Origin of the sequence: Sandaracinobacteroides hominis (assembly GCF_016464365.1) — a bacterium.
In the GTDB taxonomy this organism is placed as follows: domain Bacteria; phylum Pseudomonadota; class Alphaproteobacteria; order Sphingomonadales; family Sphingomonadaceae; genus Sandaracinobacteroides; species Sandaracinobacteroides hominis.
The window spans coordinates 701935-717960 of the sequence record NZ_JADCUC010000001.1; the positions used below are offsets into that span (position 1 = coordinate 701935).

21 protein-coding genes are annotated in these 16026 nt (G+C 65.2%); 4 read left to right on the forward strand and 17 right to left on the reverse strand.

The features are described 5' to 3' along the window. Positions 1 to 88: 88 nt before the first annotated feature. From IM784_RS03565 to hemC, 3 genes are read right to left on the reverse strand one after another with little or no spacing between them, the layout of a single operon-like run. Positions 89 to 1108 carry a hypothetical protein gene (locus IM784_RS03565; protein WP_199553879.1) on the reverse strand — a complete coding sequence of 340 codons (1020 nt, stop codon included), beginning with the start codon at positions 1106 to 1108 and terminating at the stop codon, positions 89 to 91. Further along, a complete protein-coding gene (locus IM784_RS03570; protein ID WP_199553880.1) occupies positions 1101 to 1808 on the reverse strand; it encodes a uroporphyrinogen-III synthase in 708 nt (235 codons plus the stop codon). Before IM784_RS03570 ends, IM784_RS03565 begins: the two co-directional genes overlap by 8 nt. After that, positions 1805 to 2746 (reverse strand): hydroxymethylbilane synthase, encoded by a 942-nt coding sequence (gene hemC / locus IM784_RS03575; RefSeq protein WP_199553881.1) that lies wholly within the window; start codon positions 2744 to 2746, stop codon positions 1805 to 1807. The genes IM784_RS03570 and hemC overlap by 4 nt, the downstream gene beginning before the upstream one ends. 265 nt (positions 2747 to 3011) lie before the next feature. On the opposite strand from hemC, the gene IM784_RS03580 reads away from it, so the two are divergent. Then, positions 3012 to 3344: a hypothetical protein gene (locus tag IM784_RS03580; RefSeq protein ID WP_199553882.1), complete on the forward strand. Its 333-nt coding sequence runs from the start codon at positions 3012 to 3014 to the stop codon at positions 3342 to 3344. Between the two features lie 242 nt (positions 3345 to 3586). Here the strand turns inward: IM784_RS03580 and IM784_RS03585 are convergent, their stop codons facing one another. The 11 genes from IM784_RS03585 to IM784_RS17540 all read right to left on the reverse strand — a co-directional run bounded on the left by IM784_RS03585 (position 3587) and on the right by IM784_RS17540 (position 12014). Next, positions 3587 to 5491 carry a potassium transporter Kup gene (locus IM784_RS03585; protein ID WP_199553883.1) on the reverse strand — a complete coding sequence of 635 codons (1905 nt, stop codon included), beginning with the start codon at positions 5489 to 5491 and terminating at the stop codon, positions 3587 to 3589. Between the two features lie 112 nt (positions 5492 to 5603). Next, positions 5604 to 6227: a glutathione S-transferase family protein gene (locus tag IM784_RS03590; protein WP_199553884.1), complete on the reverse strand. Its 624-nt coding sequence runs from the start codon at positions 6225 to 6227 to the stop codon at positions 5604 to 5606. Beyond that, the gene (locus IM784_RS03595; protein ID WP_199553885.1) at positions 6199 to 6843 is read right to left on the reverse strand and encodes a tetratricopeptide repeat protein; all 645 of its coding nucleotides are present in this window, start codon (positions 6841 to 6843) and stop codon (positions 6199 to 6201) included. The genes IM784_RS03590 and IM784_RS03595 overlap by 29 nt, the downstream gene beginning before the upstream one ends. Further along, positions 6840 to 7226 (reverse strand): cytochrome c-type biogenesis protein, encoded by a 387-nt coding sequence (locus tag IM784_RS03600; protein WP_199553886.1) that lies wholly within the window; start codon positions 7224 to 7226, stop codon positions 6840 to 6842. The genes IM784_RS03595 and IM784_RS03600 overlap by 4 nt, the downstream gene beginning before the upstream one ends. After that, the gene (locus IM784_RS03605) at positions 7223 to 7747 is read right to left on the reverse strand and encodes a DsbE family thiol:disulfide interchange protein (RefSeq protein WP_199553887.1); all 525 of its coding nucleotides are present in this window, start codon (positions 7745 to 7747) and stop codon (positions 7223 to 7225) included. Before IM784_RS03605 ends, IM784_RS03600 begins: the two co-directional genes overlap by 4 nt. Before the next feature lie 4 nt (positions 7748 to 7751). Continuing rightward, positions 7752 to 9686, reverse strand: a complete 1935-nt coding sequence (locus IM784_RS03610) for a heme lyase CcmF/NrfE family subunit (protein ID WP_199553888.1) — start codon at positions 9684 to 9686, stop codon at positions 7752 to 7754. Continuing rightward, positions 9683 to 10132 (reverse strand): cytochrome c maturation protein CcmE, encoded by a 450-nt coding sequence (ccmE, locus tag IM784_RS03615; protein ID WP_199553889.1) that lies wholly within the window; start codon positions 10130 to 10132, stop codon positions 9683 to 9685. The genes IM784_RS03610 and ccmE overlap by 4 nt, the downstream gene beginning before the upstream one ends. Beyond that, a complete protein-coding gene (gene ccmD / locus IM784_RS03620) occupies positions 10132 to 10260 on the reverse strand; it encodes a heme exporter protein CcmD (protein WP_199553890.1) in 129 nt (42 codons plus the stop codon). The genes ccmE and ccmD overlap by 1 nt, the downstream gene beginning before the upstream one ends. A gap of 3 nt (positions 10261 to 10263) precedes the next feature. Continuing rightward, complete coding sequence (locus tag IM784_RS03625) at positions 10264 to 11001, reverse strand: heme ABC transporter permease (protein ID WP_199553891.1); 738 nt, start codon at positions 10999 to 11001, stop codon at positions 10264 to 10266. A gap of 69 nt (positions 11002 to 11070) precedes the next feature. Beyond that, complete coding sequence (locus tag IM784_RS03630; protein ID WP_199553892.1) at positions 11071 to 11709, reverse strand: heme exporter protein CcmB; 639 nt, start codon at positions 11707 to 11709, stop codon at positions 11071 to 11073. Continuing rightward, positions 11709 to 12014 (reverse strand): DUF1192 domain-containing protein, encoded by a 306-nt coding sequence (locus IM784_RS17540; RefSeq protein ID WP_328799431.1) that lies wholly within the window; start codon positions 12012 to 12014, stop codon positions 11709 to 11711. The genes IM784_RS03630 and IM784_RS17540 overlap by 1 nt, the downstream gene beginning before the upstream one ends. On the opposite strand from IM784_RS17540, the gene IM784_RS03640 reads away from it, so the two are divergent. From IM784_RS03640 to IM784_RS03650, 3 genes are all read left to right on the forward strand, one after another. Further along, on the forward strand, positions 11983 to 12984 hold the full coding sequence (locus IM784_RS03640) for an NAD(P)H-quinone oxidoreductase (protein WP_199553893.1): 1002 nt from the start codon (positions 11983 to 11985) through the stop codon (positions 12982 to 12984). The two genes, IM784_RS17540 and IM784_RS03640, sit on opposite strands and share 32 nt — an antisense overlap. 61 nt (positions 12985 to 13045) lie before the next feature. Continuing rightward, positions 13046 to 13645, forward strand: a complete 600-nt coding sequence (locus IM784_RS03645) for a PAP/fibrillin family protein (RefSeq protein ID WP_199553894.1) — start codon at positions 13046 to 13048, stop codon at positions 13643 to 13645. 35 nt (positions 13646 to 13680) lie between these two features. Continuing rightward, positions 13681 to 14478: an enoyl-CoA hydratase-related protein gene (locus tag IM784_RS03650; protein ID WP_199553895.1), complete on the forward strand. Its 798-nt coding sequence runs from the start codon at positions 13681 to 13683 to the stop codon at positions 14476 to 14478. A gap of 22 nt (positions 14479 to 14500) precedes the next feature. On the opposite strand, the gene IM784_RS03655 is transcribed toward IM784_RS03650, so the two are convergent. Genes IM784_RS03655 through IM784_RS03665 form a run of 3 tightly spaced genes read right to left on the reverse strand, consistent with a single transcriptional unit; the run spans position 14501 to position 15940 of the window. Next, entirely contained in the window at positions 14501 to 14710 is a 210-nt protein-coding gene (locus IM784_RS03655) for a DUF4170 domain-containing protein (RefSeq protein WP_199553896.1), read from the reverse strand. Beyond that, the gene (locus tag IM784_RS03660; protein ID WP_199553897.1) at positions 14707 to 15297 is read right to left on the reverse strand and encodes a gamma carbonic anhydrase family protein; all 591 of its coding nucleotides are present in this window, start codon (positions 15295 to 15297) and stop codon (positions 14707 to 14709) included. The genes IM784_RS03655 and IM784_RS03660 overlap by 4 nt, the downstream gene beginning before the upstream one ends. A gap of 10 nt (positions 15298 to 15307) precedes the next feature. Continuing rightward, positions 15308 to 15940, reverse strand: coding sequence for an MlaC/ttg2D family ABC transporter substrate-binding protein (locus IM784_RS03665; protein ID WP_199553898.1), 633 nt, complete (start codon positions 15938 to 15940; stop codon positions 15308 to 15310). Between the last annotated feature and the right edge of the window lie 86 nt (positions 15941 to 16026).

A 16026-nucleotide genomic window follows, 5' to 3' on the forward strand; every position in this document is an offset into this window, starting at 1 on the left:
GGCAATCCTGTCTCTTCAGTGGGTGACCCGCCGGTCTGCCGGGCATCGTTAGCCTCGCCGTATACCCCCGCGCAAGCGCAACCAGACCTCAGCGGGCAACATCGTCTTTTTGCGGCGCAACATTCAGCGGCTGCGACGGGATTGCCGCAGAAGCCGGCATCGCCAAGCCCTTTGCAGCCACGTTCAAGGCACGATTTTCCAGCCTGATAAGAGCATCTTGTGCGGATGATAGCAGAAGCGCGTCGGAAACCCATTGCCTGCGAGCGGGATCCATTGGCGCGCGCTTCAGGGCTCCGATGGCCCGCGCCAGATCATCTTCGCGCATTGCCTGCTGCGCCGCAGCAAGAGTAGACGCGGAGTCTGCATCGTCCGATTCGCCCTGCACGGTCACCAAACCGGACAGGCTGTTCTTCAATCTCTCCCAGAAACCGGGCTTCGCGGCGGGATCGGAAAGGTCTGCGCTCAGCGCGTTCAGGCGGGCGGACAGCGTCTGCGGGGTCTGCGGCGCAGCCGACCAGTTGAGCAGGGCCTCGACCGCCGCCGCATCTTCCGTCTTATAGCGCTGGGAGAGCAGGATGCCCGTGTCGGCGAGGGGGCGACCGGATTCGACCATCCTGCTCACCACAGACAGCAGCAGAAGATCGCGCAACTGCGCGTCGCCTGCGGTAAGTTCCGCCGAGATTCGGCGCACCTCCCTGTCTAGGGATTCCGTGCGGGCCAGCAGTTCGCCTTCCATGGAGCCGTCGTTGCCGGCCCTGGCTTCCAGAGCGGCGATTCTGGCGGCCGTGGCTGCATCTGGCGCCGCGGCGGGCGCGATATCGTGGTGCGTCTCCAGGTTGCCGACGCGAGCCTCGATGTTGGAAACGCGGACAGGGTCTACCGGCTCGTCACCTGCCCAGGAAGCAGGGAGCTGTCCGCGAACCTTGCTCTCCAGCCAGGGGCTGGCCAGCATGCCAAGGAGGAACGCCGACAGCACGGCCGAGACCAGCCAAGGCCAGTGGCGCGGCGAGCGCTCTGTCGCGCGGTCTTTCCGCGACGCGTTGAGGTCGGCGGCCGGCAGCGGGCGCGACAGCATGTAATCGATATCGTCTGGATTTCGTTCAGCCATGCTCGACGCTTTGCCACAGGGAACGGGCGGCCGCCATCACCGCATCCAGACCGGGGTTTTCCGCAATACGGACTGCGCCCCACCCATCCCCGGCGGCCTGAGCGACTTTCCCGCTGTTCACGACCAATCTCTGCGCACCGAGGGGAATATCGGCCCGATCGACGAGACGACGCAGAATCTGTGCGCTGCGAACAGAAAAGGCGAGTGCCGCGAACACCCTGCCCTCGCGAAGGCTTTGCTCGGCCGGTTCGGGAAGCCTGTCGACGGGATCGGCTGCATAGATCGCTATTCGCCGCACATCGAGGCCCGGCTGCACGTCGATGGGTGCGGCTGCCACTCCGGCAAGGTGCAGCAATCGCCTGCGGCCATCGGCGGCTGCGACCGCGGCAATTGCAGATCCATCTGAGTCGCCCGTTTCGGCAACACGGAATCCCGCCGCTGTTGCTGCTGCGGCCGTATTGGCCCCGACCGCATAGACGGGAAGATCGCGCAGCTGTGCGATTTGCAGGCCGGCTATTGCTGCCGCCCGTGCGCTGGTGAGGAGAAGCGCGTCCGGTCTGTCGGCCGGAACAACCCAGTCCAGTGGCCGGATATGCAGGACGGGTGCCGAAATCGCATCGAAGCCGGCCGATTGTGCTGCAGCAAGGGTGCGGGCCTGTTCCGCCTCCGGTCTTGTCACCAGAAGCGCCGGTCGGCTCAAGGGCGAGCCACCTGTTCCAGCGAGGCGAGGATCGCGGGGGTTGCGCGCTCCATCAGCTGCTGCGCCAGCGCCAATCCAAGCTCCCTTGGGTCGCCATTGCCCTCGATCGAACGCTTCACGCAGTCGCGGCCGTCCGGGCTCAGCAGTTCCGCTTCGATCCTGCATATGTCCGTCTGCGCTGTCGCATGCACCGCTACCGATGTGTGGCAGCTGCCGCCCAGCCCCTCCAGAACGGCGCGCTCCGCCAGCAGGCAATGCATGCTGGGCGCGTGATTTATCCGGCCTAGCAGCTCCAGCGTCGTCTTGTCGGCAAGGCGGCAGGTGATGCCGATGATGCCCTGTGCGGCCGCCGGCAGCCAATCGGCAATCTCCAGCGGCACGCCCGCCTCTACCTGCAGGCGGTCCAGCCCGGCCGCGGCCAGGAAACTGGCCGCCACCCTGCCCTCCGCAATATGCCGCAGGCGCGTGCCGACATTGCCGCGCAGCGTAACGGTTTGAAGATCAGGTCTCCGGTGCAGCAATTGCGCGGATCGGCGCGGGCTGGAGGTTCCGACGATCGCACCCGGCGCGAGGGCTGCAATGGAGGCCGCCCCGACCAGCCGATCGCGCGGATCGGCGCGGGGCAGCACCGCCGCCAGCGCGATGCCCGGCGCAAGCTGGGTTTCCACGTCTTTCATGGAATGAACGGCCAGGTCGACTTCGCCGCGGAGCAGCGCGCCGTCCAGCTCCTTCGTCCAGTGCGCCTTGCCGCCGATTTCGGCCAAGGCGCGATCCTGAACCTTGTCGGCCACCGTCTCCACGGGATGAATCGACGGCCTATCGGCACCGGCTGCAACCAGTGCATCTGCGACGAGATGGGCCTGAACCAGCGCCAACGGTGAGGCACGCGTGCCCAAACGTGGTGCCTGATTTGCCGAATTTGGGAGATTCTTGTTCACCAACTCCTCTTGCCCGTTCCCGGCACCTTCGCCAAGGCCGTTTGTCCTTCGTTTGCAAGCCTCTGAGATTGTGCCATTTTTGGCGAGATCGAGCCGCGCGGATTCATTTGTCAACAATTGGGCTTGAAATTGATTTCGGCCTATAGCAATGGCCGCTCGCTTCGGTTCGGATATGGCGCTTGCCGTGCCCGGATGAGCTTGCGGCCGCAAGGTCTACCCCATGGCCTGCAAAACTTGGACAATTGTGTCCGTTAAGGAGGTCAGAATGAACAAGGCTCTTACCCTCGCCGCCGTCGCGAGCCTCGCAGTCCTCGCCGCTTGCGGTGAAAAGAAGGCTGCTGACGCCACCGCTGAAGCCGCTGCCGACACCGCCGCTGCCGCCGACGCCACCGTCGACGCTGCTGCCACCACGGTTGATGCTGCTGCCAACACGGTTGACGCTGCTGCCACGACGGCTGTCGACAACGCTGCTGCTGCCACGACCGACGCTGCTGCCACCACGGCTGCTGCTGCTGCCGACACGACCGCCGCTGCTGCCGGCAAGGTCGAAGCTGCTGCCGCTGCGGTTGCCGACAAGGCTGCTGAAGTCAGCAAGTAAGCTGCAGGCGGCCGCGATCAGCGCACGGCGCTAAATCGCGGACTCGCCGAAAGCTCGGACGGCGGGGCGATGGGTTCAACCCATCGAACCCGTCCGACGGAGGGGCGGCTTCTGCCGCCCCTTTCTTTTTGTGTCTCTTTGCCGGGCACTTCGGACTCGTGCAGCTTGGTTGCGCTTCGGAGGAGCCGGCCGGAAATCCCGGCGAGTCCGGGCGTTGGCGCCAGGCGCCAATCGCGGCCCCCTTAGATTTCGACCTGACTCCCCAATTCCACCACCCGGTTCGTCGGCAGCTTGAAAAACTCCATCGCGCTTTCCGCGTTCCTGAGCATCCACGCGAACAGTTTTTCCCGCCAGATCGCCATTCCGGGCCGCTCTGACGGCAGCAGAGTCTGCCGTGCCAGGAAGAAGCTGGTGTCCATCATGCGGATCTGTGGCCCGCAATTCTCCACGATCTTCAGCGTGGCCGGCACATCCGGCTGCTGCATGAAGCCATAGCGCAGGATCATGCGGTAGAAATTCTCGCCCAGATCGAACACCTCGATCCGGTCCTCAAGGTCGATGAACGGGATTTCATCGATCACCACCGTCAGGATCAGGATTCGTTCGTGCAGCACCTTGTTGTGCTTAAGGTTGTGCAGCAAGGCATGCGGCACGCCCTGCGGGCTGGAGGTCATGAAAACCGCCGTGCCGGGCACCCGCGTTGCCGTGCGCGAGGCGGATTTGATGAACACCTCCATCGGCATCGCCGACTCGGTAAGCCGCTGCTGCATCAGGTAGCGGCCGCGTGCCCATGTCGTCAGCAAGGTGAAGGCGATGAGGCCGACCAGCAGCGGGAACCAGCCACCGTCGGGGATTTTGGTGAGATTGGCCGCGAAATAGGCGGCATCGATGATGAGGAAGGTGCCGATGAACAGCGCCGCCAGCCAGCGGTTCCAGCGCCAGACATAGAGGATCATGATGCCCACCATGCAGGTGGAGATGAACATCGTGCCCGTCACCGAAATGCCATAGGCGGCAGCAAGGTTGGAAGAAGTCTCGAAGCCCAGCACCAGAAGGATCACCAGCACCAGCAGCGTCCAGTTGATGAAGGGGATGTAGATCTGCCCCTGCGTGCGAGCGGAGGTGTGCAGGATGCGCAGGCGCGGCAGATACCCCAGCTGCACCGCCTGGCGCGTGATCGAAAAGGCGCCGGAAATTACCGCCTGCGAGGCAATCACCGTCGCCATGGTGGCAAGGATGACCAGCGGCAGGCGAAACTCTTCGGGCGCCAGCAGGAAGAACGGGTTCCGGATGGCGGTCGGGTCGCCGATCAGCAGGGCGCCTTGCCCCAGATAGCAGAGCATCAGCGCCGGCATCACGATCGTCATCCAGGAAAGCCGGATCGGATTGCGGCCGAAATGCCCCATATCGGCATAGAGCGCTTCCGCGCCGGTGACGGCCAGCACGACCGAGGAAAGTGCCAGGAAGGCGAGCAGACCATCCGACCGGAAGAACAGGATGGCATGATGCGGCGACAGCGCCGAAAGAATCTGCGGATAGGCGATGATGTTGTAGATGCCGAGCCCGGCCAGCGTCAGGAAATAGACCAGCGTGATCGGCCCGAACAGCGCCCCCACGCGCGAGGTGCCGAAGGCCTGGATCAGGAACAGCCCGACAATGATGCTGATGGAAATCGGCAGCACCAGCGGCTGCAGCTTGGCCTCGACCACCGTCAGGCCTTCGACGGCCGAGAGCACGGAAATCGCCGGCGTGATGATGCTCTCACCAAAGAAGAGCGCGGTGGCGAGGATGCCCAGCACCACCACCCATGGCGCCCAGCGGCGCCCATGACCGTTCCGCATCAGCAGGGCCTGCAGGGCGATCGTCCCGCCTTCGCCGCGATTGTCCGCGCGCAGGATGACGCCGACATATTTTACCGAGACGATCAGCATCATCGTCCAGAAGATCAGGCTGATGATGCCGAAGATATGGCTGGGATCTACCGGCAGGCGGTGGTGACCGATGAAGGTTTCGCGGAGGGCATAGAGGGGCGAGGTGCCGATGTCGCCGAAGACGACTCCGAGCGCTCCCAGCATCAGCTTGCCGATGCCGTCCTTGCCATGCCCGTGCGATCCGTTTTCCGCAGATCCGGCAGCTTCGCTACTCATATGCGCATTGCTTCGCGCCAGTCAGACACGCAGCGATCCATTCAAAAATGGCCCGAAGGCCGGACAAGCCCGGGCGCTAGCAGCAAGTTGGCAGGGCCGCAACGCAGCGCGCTCAGGCGAAGCTGTAGGTGCCGCCCTTGGCGAGCGCGGTTTGCCAGGCAGGGCGCGCGTGGCAGCGCTTCACCCATTCCGCCATAGCAGGATAGTTTGGCAACAGGCCGAACACATGGGCGATTTCGCCGACGAAGCTCATCTGGATATCGGCGCCGGTCAGCTCGCCGCCTACCAGCCATTCCTTGCCGACAAGGCAGCTTTCGACATAGCCCAGATGGCGGGCGATTTCGGAATCGATGCGCGGCTTCAGCGGCGCCGCGCCTTCGCCAAGCCGGCCGGTGTACAACTGCAGCATCAGCGGCAGCATGGCCGATCCTTCGCCATAGTGCAGCCACACCAGATATTCGTCATGGGCGCGGGTGCCTTCGGCCGGCGCCAGCCGGCCACTGCCCAGCCGGTTAATCAGGATTTCGATGATGGCGCCGGATTCGATCAGGATCTCGCCATCGAGCTCCAGCATTGGCGACTTGCCGAGCGGATGCACCGCCTCCAGCTCGGGCGGCGCGAGGTTGGTTACGGCATCCCGCTGATATTTCACGATTTCGTAGGGAAGCCCCAGCTCTTCGAGCAGCCAGAGGATTCGTTGCGAACGGCTATTGTTGAGATGGTGAACCCGAATCATCGACCTGTGCCCCTCTTTGCGGCTCGGCCCCGGCTACGCCCGATCCGATGCCCTGCCCCACTCCCATTTGCGCCATGTTCTCGGCCACTGCAATCTGCCTGTCCAGCATCGGCACCCATTCCGCATCGGCCGGACTGCGATCCCGCAGCGCTTTCCACGTCTGGAGCGCCTGCTGCACGTCTCCGGACTGCAACCAGGCGAGGCCGAGGAAATAGGCAGGCGCTGGATGTTCGGGGGCGAGGCGGCTGGCGCGATCGAAGGCGAGGCGTGCGGCCGGGACCACTTCGCCATCGGCATGCGCGACCAAGGCGATCCCCAGCTGCACCCAGAGATCGGCATTGCCGGGGATGGCCTCCAGCCCGGACTGCAGCGCCTCGACGGCAGTCTCTGTCCGGTCGATGCGGATCAGCGCGTCGGAGAGGGTCAGCCAGGCACGGACATCGCCGAAATTCTCCAGCAGCTGTTTGGACGCCTGCTCCGCCTCGGGCGTGAGATCGGGGTTGAGCGAGCGGGCGGGCGCCGGCGCCGACTTCAGGCCGGGGCTTCCGGTGACGGCATAGCCTGCAGCCGCGAGCCCCAGCACCGCTGCGGCGGCGATGATCGGCGTCGACTTCATCGGCGGAACCTGCGCGCGACCAGCGCCAGCCCGATCGCCAGGAACAGCAGCGGCGCGGCCCACAGCAGCGCGGTATCTTCCCGCGCGGGCGGGACGAAGCTGACCCAATCGCCATAGCGGTCGACAAACCAGGCGCGGACCTGCTCCGGATCTTCGCCCGCTGCTATTCGGGTCCGCACTTCCGTTCGCATCGCCTGCGCCTGCGACGCGCCGGAATCGGCAATCGACTGGTTCTGGCAGGTGAGGCAGCGCAGTTCCGACATCACGGCGCGGGCGCGGGCTTCGGCGGACGGATCGCTGAGCGGCACGTCGGGCGGCGGCGGTGGTTCCGCAACCGATGGCGCGGCCACGGCCAGCAGCAGGGCGATGGCGAGGCTTCTCACTTCGCCTTCTCCAGCTCGGCCAGCAGCATCTGCACATGTTCGGGGCGGACTTCGCCGATATGCTGGTAGCGGATGATTCCGCGCCCATCGATCACATAGGTTTCCGGCACGCCCGAGGCACCAAAGCCGAGCAGCAGGCGGCCGTTGGTGTCGAGGCCGATGCGATCGAACGGATTGCCGTGCTTGGCAAGGAAGCCGGCGACATTCTGGGGCGTGTCGCGCACGGCAATGCCCAGGAGCGTCGCGCCGCCGTCCTTCAGCGCCTGCAGCTGCGGCGCTTCCACCGCGCAGGGCAGGCACCAGCTGGCAAAGACGTTGACGAGAACCGGCTTGCCGGTGACGAGATCGGCGGTGGCAAGGCCGGGCCTGCCGCCAGCGCCTTCCAGCGCGAACTCCGGCGCGGGCTTGCCGATCATATGGCTGCGGATCACCGCCTGCTGCGGCTTGCCCAGCCCGCCGAACATCAGCACGAACAGCCCCGCGAACAGCGCGAGCGGAATCAGCCAGAGAAAACGTGCCATGGCGTCAGGCCGCCTGCGGCTCGGCGAAAGTGACCAGCTTGCGGCGACGCAGTGCCAGCGCGCGGACGCGGCCGCCGAGCGCGACGACACCGCCCAGCGCCATCAGCAGGCCGCCGATCCAGATCAGCCGCACCAACGGTTTCACCCACAGATGCACCTGCCAGCGGCCGCTGCCGTCCGGCTTGCCAAGCACGGCATAGACTTCGCCCATGCGCCAGCCGGTGCGGCCGGATTCCGTGGTTTCCTGCGCCGGGGCAATGAACATCCGCGATTGCGGCGTTACCGTGCCAACGGGCCTGCCGTTGCGCTGCACATAGAGCGTCGCCTCGATCGCGGTCCAGTTCGGGCCGGCGACGGGGCGCACGTCCATCAGTTCGGCGCGCCAGGGCCCCATCTGCACGCTGTCGCCAACGCGCAGCGCAACCAGCGCTTCGCGTTGCAGCGCGCCCGACGCCGTTGCCCCAAGGATCGAGACGGCCACACCCAGATGCGCCAGCGCCATGCCGGCGGAGTTGAAGGTAAGGCCGCGGCGGACGAGGATCGTGATGCTGGCAGCGCCCAGCCAGGCGGCGGCGGCAAAGCCGAGAATCGCGCCGATTCCGCGCACGTCCAGCAGCAGGACAGCGACTACCGCCGCGGCGGCCGTGGCGATGGAGGCCGGAAGCAGACGCCGGGCAAGGTGGCCGGTGGCACTGCGCTTCCATCCCAGCCACGGCGCAATGCCCATCAGCACCGCCGCAACCAGCAGCATCGGCACGATGGTACGGTTGAAATAGGGCGGGCCGACGGAAATCTGCGCGCCGCCCATCGCCTCCAGCGCCATCGGGTAGAGCGTGCCGAGCAAAATCACGCCAAGCATCGCCGACAGCAGCAGGTTGTTGGCGACAAGAGACGTTTCCCGGCTGACCAATGCGAACTGTCGCCCCTCTGCCACGCGGCCGGCGGCGAGCGCATAGATGGTGAGCGCGCCGCCGATATAGAGCGCCATCAGCAGCATCAGGAAGAGCCCGCGGGTGGGATCGACGGCGAAGGCGTGCACGGACGTGAGCAGCCCGGAGCGGACGATGAAGGTGCCCATCATCGAGAGCGAGAAGGCGGCGACAGCCAGCAGCAGGGTCCAGGCGCGGAGCGCATCGCGCTTCATCACCACGGCAATGCTGTGCAGCAGGGCAGTGGCGGCGATCCACGGCATCAGCGCGGCGTTCTCGACCGGGTCCCAGAACCACCAGCCGCCCCAGCCCAGTTCATAATAGGCCCAATAGCTGCCCAGAGCGATGCCGAGCGTCAGCAGCGCCCAGGCGCCGGCTATCCATGGCCGGGTGGCGCGCGCCCATTGCGGGCCGACCTTGTTTTCCAGCATCCCGGCGACAGCAAAAGCAAAGGCGACCGAAAGCCCGACATAGCCGGCGTAGAGCAGCGGCGGATGGAAGGCGAGGCCGGGGTCCTGCAGCAACGGGTTGAGACCGACGCCCTCCGTGGGTGCCGGAATCAGCCGTTCGAACGGGTTCGATGCAAAAAGCAGGAAGGCGAAGAAGCCGAGCGAGACGAAGCCCTGCACACTGAGCACACGTGCGCGGAAACGGCTGCCGAGCGTCGCAGGTGCCAGCGCCACGGCAACACCGGCAAGCGCCATCACCAGCACCCAGAGCAGCAGGGAGCCTTCATGGTTCGCCCAGACGCCGGTAAAGCGATACATGTCGGGCTTCATGCTGTGGCTGTTCGCCGCCACCAGCTTCACCGAGAAATCCGAAATGATGAAGGCGTAGGCGAGAGCCACGAACGCCAGCCCCGTGAACAGCCCCTGCGCCAGTGCGGTCGGCACGGCGAGGTCGGCGAGATCGTCCCGGTTGCGCCACAGGCCGACGGTGGGGGCGAATGCCTGCGCCAGCGCTGCCATCGCCGCGAGCCACAGCGCAAAATGACCGAGCTCCGGAATCACGAAGCGTTCACCGGATGTCCCTGCTTTTCCAGCGCCTTCGCAACTTCCGGCGGCATATACTTCTCGTCATGCTTGGCGAGCAGTTCCTGCGCCCGGAACACGCCCTGCGCGTCGAAGCTGCCGGTGGCAATGACCCCCTGCCCTTCGCGGAAAAGGTCCGGCACCAGCCCGCGATAGGTCACATTGGTGTCGGCCTTCATGTCGGTGACGATGAAATGCAGTTCCAGCCCGTCGCCCGGACGGGTTACCGTGCCGGTTTTCACCAGCCCTCCCAGCCGGATCGTCTGGCCCGGCGCCGGCGGCGAGGCGGCAATGTCTGCCGGGGCCTTGAAATAGGCGGCGGTATCCTGAAGCGCGAACGAGGCGATCACGCCGGCTGCCGCAAGCACGGCGACCGCTGCCAGCGCCAGCACCAGGCGCTGCTGCTTGGGCTTCGCTACTGCCATCAGTTGCGCTCTCCATCCTCCAGTGCCCTCTCGGCGCGGCGCATGCGGGTGAGCGACCAGACCAGCAGCCCGCCGAGAGCGACAAGGGTAAAGGTATAAGCAGCGATGATGAACGGGAGATGCGGCATGGTTCAGCCCGCACGTGCCGCACGGCGAAGGGCGCGCGCTTCGAGCCGTTGTTCCGCGATCAGGGTTCGCATGCGGACGAGAACGATGGCGGCGAACAGCAGCAGAAATCCGACGGCCGACAGCAGCAGCGGCTGCAGCATATCCGGGTGGATGCTGCTGCCGGAAAGGCGGATGGAGGCCGGCTGGTGCAGCGTGTTCCACCATTCGACGCTGAACTTGATGATCGGCAGGTTGATGGTGCCGACAATTGCCAGATAGCCGGCCATCTTCAGCCCGCGCGCCCGATCCTCGTGCAGGTGCGTGAGCGCGATGACGCCCAGATAGAGCAGGAACAGGACGAGCATGGAGGTGAGCCGACCGTCCCACACCCACCAGGTGCCCCAGGTGGGCCGGCCCCAGATGGACCCGGTAACCAGGCAGATGGCGGCAAATGTGGCGCCGACCGGAGCGATGGCGCGCACGGCGAGATCGGCCAGCGGGTGCCGCCAGATGCGCGCCGAAAGCGCCGCAATCGCCATGCCGAGATAACCACCCGAGGCGAACCACGCTGCCGGCACATGCACATACATGATGCGCACGGTCTTGCCCTGCAGATAGTCATCCGGCGCCACGAACAGGCCCTGCCACAGTCCGACAAACAGGAAACCCAACCCCAGGGCGAGCAGCCAGGGCGTGAGCGCAGTAGCAAGGCGCTGGAACCTCAGCGGGTTGGCGAGCGCATGGAGATCGGATGCAGCCATTGTTCTGTGCAGTGCACTAGCACGGCATTTGCGCCGCTGACAGCCCCGACCTCCATTCACCGAACGCCGCTAGACGCGCGAGGCGCGAAGCGCGGCGCCTGCTGCAAAAGGCGCTACTGCGGCGAGCAGAAGCGCGGCAGCAATTCCAAGCCCGAGCGAGCCCGGATCTTCAGGGCGGCTGCCAAACAGCAGGAGCGGGATGGCGAGCGGCACGATCAGCAGTGCCACCAGCCCGCCTCCGCCCCGGGCGCCCAGCGTAACGCTGGCAGCGATGACGGCGAGCGCGGACAGACCCAGCGCGCCTGCCGCCAGTCCAGGCAGCACGCGCAGCAGCATCTCCCATTCCATCCCGAGGAACAACGCGGCAAGCGGCGCCGCCAGCAGTAGCGGGGCGCCAAAGCCGATCCACAACGCCGCCATTCGCGCCGCGGCCAATGTTTCGCCGGCAATCCCGCGCACCAGCAGCTGATCCAGCGTGCCGTCCGCCGAATCGAGGGTGAACAGGGTGGAAACCGGCATCAGGCTGGCGAGCAGCGCCGCCAGCCACAGGATCCCGGGCGCCAGCCTTGCCAGCAGCCTCGCGTCTGGCCCGATGGCGAAGGGCAGCAAAAGCGCCACAAGCAGGAAAAAGGCGAGCGGCATCAACCACTCACCCGGGCGCGAGGCCATCAGCGCCAGATCGCGCCGGATCAGCCGCGCGACAAGCATTATTTCTTGAAAAGGCTGTCGGCAGCCGAGCGGAAAGCGGACGCAGAATCCCGTTTGGCCTTTGTGCGCGCGATTTCAGCCTCCAGCGTGGCAATGCGCTCGCCCAGCTCGTCAACACTCAGCCGATCCAGGTCTTCCCGGCGCAGCTGCGCCAGCAAGCTTTCCGGGCGCTTCGACAGGAAATCCTCTGCATCCATTGCCAGCCCCTTCCGTCTCAACAGTTTTCTCCATGTCCGTCTTGCACTTTCGCCGGCAAGCGGCAACGGTTGCGGCATGAGCAGCCTTCCCGCGACCATGCGCGCCATCGATCCCGCCTCGCCCGGCGGCCCCGACGTTCTTGTAGTGGTGGAGCGGCCCGTGCCGCAGCCCGGCCCCGGCGAAGTGCTGATCCGCGTGCATGCGGCAGGCGTGAACCGGCCCGACATCCTGCAGCGCATGGGGCTGTATCCCATGCCGCCCGGCGCGCCGACGATCATGGGCCTGGAGGTAGCTGGCGAAATCGTCGCGCTTGGAGAAGGCGTCGCTACGCTGTCGGTCGGCGACCCGGTGTGCGCGCTGATCGCGGGCGGCGGCTATGCCGATTATGCGACAGCGCCTGCCGTGCAGTGCCTCCCCGTCCCGCCGGGGATGCGATTCGACGAGGCAGCGACGCTGCCGGAAACCTGGTTCACGGTCTGGGCAAACCTGAACGACCTTGCCGGCGCGCGCGTGGGCGAAACGATGCTGGTGCATGGCGGAACCTCGGGAATCGGTGTGACGGCGATCGATTTCGCCCGCTCGCGCGACATGCAGATCATCGTCACCTGCGGCACGGACGCCAAATGTCAGGCAGCGAAGGCACTGGGCGCCACCCACGCGCTGAACTACCGCGACGGCGATTTCGCGCCGAAAGTGCGTGAACTGACCGGTGGGCGCGGCGTGGACATCGTGCTGGACATGGTGGGCGGCGAATATTTTCCGCGGAATCTCGCCTCGCTGCGTGACGGCGGCCGGCATGTTTCCATCGCCTTCCAGAAGGGCAATCGTCTGGAGCTGGATGTCGGTTTCCTGATGCGCAAGCGCCTGCACGTGACCGGCTCGATGCTGCGGCCACGCAGCGTAGCCGAGAAGGGTGCCATTGCCGAGGCGCTGGAGCGGGAGATCTGGCCGCTCTTCACCGACGGCCGGCTGAAGGCGCATCTGTTCCGCAGCTATCCCCTGGAGCAGGCAGACGACGCCCACCGGCTGATGGAATCCGGTGGGCATGTAGGGAAGATCGCGCTTACCCTCGCCTGACAGGCTTCATGACGAAAGCGGCAGGTTGACGAAACCGCAGGTCTCAGCGCTTTTTCGCGCCATGCGTCACGCCTCCGCCATCAAGCAGGATCTCGCTGTCCTGGGTGCCCTCACCGAAGTCGGCCTGAATGCCGATCCCGCCGATTCCGCCCGCATCCGCGCGCTGGCGGCCGAACTGGAAGGGATGAACCCCACGCCGGAACCGGCGCGTGCGGCCGCCCTGCTGCGCGGCCGCTGGCGGCTGCTCTATTCCAACTTCAGCCTGCAGCGGCATACCACCATGACCCGGCTGAGCCTGGGCGTGCTGCCGGATGATCCAGTTGAAGTCGTTGAACTCTATAATGAAATCGATCCTTCGACGGGTCTCTACGACAATATTATCCATTTCCTGTTCGAGGACGGCACGCCCGGCATCCAGGTGATGGCCGGCGCATATGAAGTGGAGGACGATAGCCATATCGACATCCGTTACTATGAAGCGCTGGTGATCGGCCCTGGCGCCCCCGTGCGGATTCCGGCCACCGGATCGCGGGTGAGTTCATTGAAGACCGAAGTCACCTATCTGGACGACGGCTTCCGACTGGTGCGCGGCGCCCATGGCAGCCTCTATATTCTGGAGCGGCTGGATTCCGCCCCCATGCGCTGGGGTCGCGATAGCTGAGCGGCGCCAAGATTTTCTAAAGTGGAGAGACATAAATGACCGACAAACCCGAATCCGTGGGCCGCGAAGTGCTGTACGAGGTCGTCGACGGCCACATCGGACTGGTGCGCCTGAACCGCCCGGACAAGCGCAATGCAGTCAACGGTGATCTGGCCGCTGCGCTCGATTGGATCGTGAAGGCGACCGAAGCCGATCCGGAAATCCGCGTCGTGATCCTTGGCTCGACCTCTGACGGCGCCTTTTGCGCCGGCGCCGACCTTTCGGAAATCTCCAAGGGCCGCGGCCACATGCTTTCCACCAACGACGGCGGCTTCGGTGGCCTTGCCCGCGCCAACCGGGAAAAACCGTGGATCGCGGCTGTTGCCGCCCCTGCCCTTGCCGGCGGCTGCGAACTGGCGCTGAGCTGCGACATGATCGTCGCATCGGAAAACAGCCGCTTCGGCCTGCCCGAAGTGAAGCGTGGCCTGTTCGCCGGCGCCGGCGGTGTATTCCGGCTGACCCGTCGCCTGCCCGCTGCAATTGCCTATGAGCTGGTAGCGACGGGCGATCCGCTCGATGCGCCACGCGCCTATGCGCTGGGCCTCGTCAACCGCCTGACGACGGCCGACAAGGTGCTGGACGAGGCGATTGCGCTCGCCAAGGCGATCAGCGTCAACGCGCCACTTTCGGTGCGCGAATCGCTGAAGGTGTCGCGGATGAGCTTCGACGCCGCCGAAGAGGAACTGTGGAAGATTTCCAACAACACCTCGGCGAAGGTATTCAGCTCGGAAGACGCAAAGGAAGGCCCTGTTGCGTTCCTCGAGAAGCGCGCGCCCGTCTGGAAGGGCCGCTAACCTGCCTGCGGGATGCTGGGGCTCAATCGGGCTCCAGCATCCGGTGCAGGTGCACCACCACATATTTCATGGCGGCGTCATCCACCGTGCGCTGCGCTTCGCCGCGCCACGCGGCTTCTGCAGACGCATAGTCCGGGTAGATGCCCACGATGTGAAGGGCTTCGGGATTCTCGAATTCCAGCCCGCGCGGATCTTTTACCCGGCCGCCGAACACCAAATGCAATTTGCTCATGCTGCGGCCTCTAGACTTTGAAACTCTGCGGTCAAGCGCGACAGAGTGTCTTGCAGCCATGCATCGAACTCAGGACCCTCCCATGCGCGGTAGTTGCCTTCGGCATAGGCAAGGCCGTTTCGATAGTAAAACAAGGCGTTCAGCCGGTTAGCCACCCAGCTATTGGCCGTGCGGATCACTTTTGCAGGGCTGCCCACCACGACCGAATTGGGCGGAACAATGGTGCCGTCCTTCACATAGGCGTGCTGGCCGACGATGGAATTGTCGCCGATGTGACTGCCGCCATAGATGGTCGCGTTGATCCCCACGAGCACATTGTTGCCGATGGTGGATCCGTGAATCGTCGCGTGGTGGGTGATGGAGCAATGCGATCCGATCACCACGGGTTGGCCCGGATCGGTGTGGATCATCACGAAATCCTGGACGTTGGTGTAGGCGCCGATTTCGACATGCGCCGCCTCGCAGCGGATGACGGCGTTGCACCAGATGCTGCTGCCCTCGCCCAACCGCACCTTGCCATAGATGGCGGCGGAGGGATGGACGAAGGCGGCGGCGGAAAGATCGAGGTCGCTGTTTCCGTTTGTCATGCCGGGAAGGCTATTTGGACTTCTTCATAAAGTCCACGAGCGCGTCGAAGCCGTTCTTTTCGATATAGGCGCTGAAGTCGGCTTCCTGTGTAAGCGCGACGTTCACGCCGTTGACGGTGATGTTGTTCACCAGCGGCTTCGCACCTCCCTTCACGGCCCAGGTGGCGTCGATCGGCTTGCCGCCCTTGGGATCGGTGATGCGAGTCACGACATCCACATCGCCGCGATTTCCGCGCGGGACCGTGCGGACGATCGTAACCTTCGACGAGGCAAAATCATAAAGCCGGTCGCTATAGGTGTTGATCAGGAAGTCGGGCAGCGCCTGACGATAAGCGGTCAGCTGCGCGTCGGTCAGCTTGATCGGGCTGTTCGGCGCACGATAGCGGCGGATGAGCCGCAAGCCCGCTTCATCGACGGCGAAATTGTTGCGCAGCAGGGCGCGGAACTTGGTGCGCGCCTGGTCCTTCGTAAGGCTCTTGTCGCGCAGGACGACGAAGGCATCCGCCGCCAGCTTGTCGATGAAGGCAGCTGCTGCCTTCTGCTGGTCCGGCGTCGCCGCGCCGGCTGGCGCTTGCTGCGCGCTGGCGGGGACGGCAACGAGAGCAGTGGCTCCGATCGAAGCGGCGCCAAGAACGAGCGACATGGCAGAAACCAGATGCTTCAACAGAAACTCCCAAGATGAAGGCGGCCCGCCCCCACACCTGCAGGGACGGGCGGCCAAGGCTTTGC

Coding starts and splice junctions, on each gene's coding strand:
- IM784_RS03665 (WP_199553898.1), bottom strand. CDS start 15,940: ATGTCGCTCGTTCTTGGCGCCGCTTCGATCGGAGCCACTGCTCTCGTT.
- IM784_RS03565 (WP_199553879.1), bottom strand. CDS start 1,108: ATGGCTGAACGAAATCCAGACGATATCGATTACATGCTGTCGCGCCCG.
- IM784_RS03580 (WP_199553882.1), top strand. CDS start 3,012: ATGAACAAGGCTCTTACCCTCGCCGCCGTCGCGAGCCTCGCAGTCCTC.
- IM784_RS03625 (WP_199553891.1), bottom strand. CDS start 11,001: ATGGCTGCATCCGATCTCCATGCGCTCGCCAACCCGCTGAGGTTCCAG.
- IM784_RS03585 (WP_199553883.1), bottom strand. CDS start 5,491: ATGAGTAGCGAAGCTGCCGGATCTGCGGAAAACGGATCGCACGGGCAT.
- IM784_RS03660 (WP_199553897.1), bottom strand. CDS start 15,297: ATGACAAACGGAAACAGCGACCTCGATCTTTCCGCCGCCGCCTTCGTC.
- IM784_RS03630 (WP_199553892.1), bottom strand. CDS start 11,709: ATGCTTGTCGCGCGGCTGATCCGGCGCGATCTGGCGCTGATGGCCTCG.
- IM784_RS03650 (WP_199553895.1), top strand. CDS start 13,681: ATGACCGACAAACCCGAATCCGTGGGCCGCGAAGTGCTGTACGAGGTC.
- IM784_RS03645 (WP_199553894.1), top strand. CDS start 13,046: ATGCGTCACGCCTCCGCCATCAAGCAGGATCTCGCTGTCCTGGGTGCC.
- ccmD (WP_199553890.1), bottom strand. CDS start 10,260: ATGCCGCATCTCCCGTTCATCATCGCTGCTTATACCTTTACCCTTGTC.
- IM784_RS03605 (WP_199553887.1), bottom strand. CDS start 7,747: ATGGCACGTTTTCTCTGGCTGATTCCGCTCGCGCTGTTCGCGGGGCTG.
- IM784_RS03640 (WP_199553893.1), top strand. CDS start 11,983: ATGAGCAGCCTTCCCGCGACCATGCGCGCCATCGATCCCGCCTCGCCC.
- IM784_RS03590 (WP_199553884.1), bottom strand. CDS start 6,227: ATGATTCGGGTTCACCATCTCAACAATAGCCGTTCGCAACGAATCCTC.
- IM784_RS03595 (WP_199553885.1), bottom strand. CDS start 6,843: ATGAAGTCGACGCCGATCATCGCCGCCGCAGCGGTGCTGGGGCTCGCG.
- IM784_RS03655 (WP_199553896.1), bottom strand. CDS start 14,710: ATGAGCAAATTGCATTTGGTGTTCGGCGGCCGGGTAAAAGATCCGCGC.
- IM784_RS17540 (WP_328799431.1), bottom strand. CDS start 12,014: ATGGCGCGCATGGTCGCGGGAAGGCTGCTCATGCCGCAACCGTTGCCG.
- ccmE (WP_199553889.1), bottom strand. CDS start 10,132: ATGGCAGTAGCGAAGCCCAAGCAGCAGCGCCTGGTGCTGGCGCTGGCA.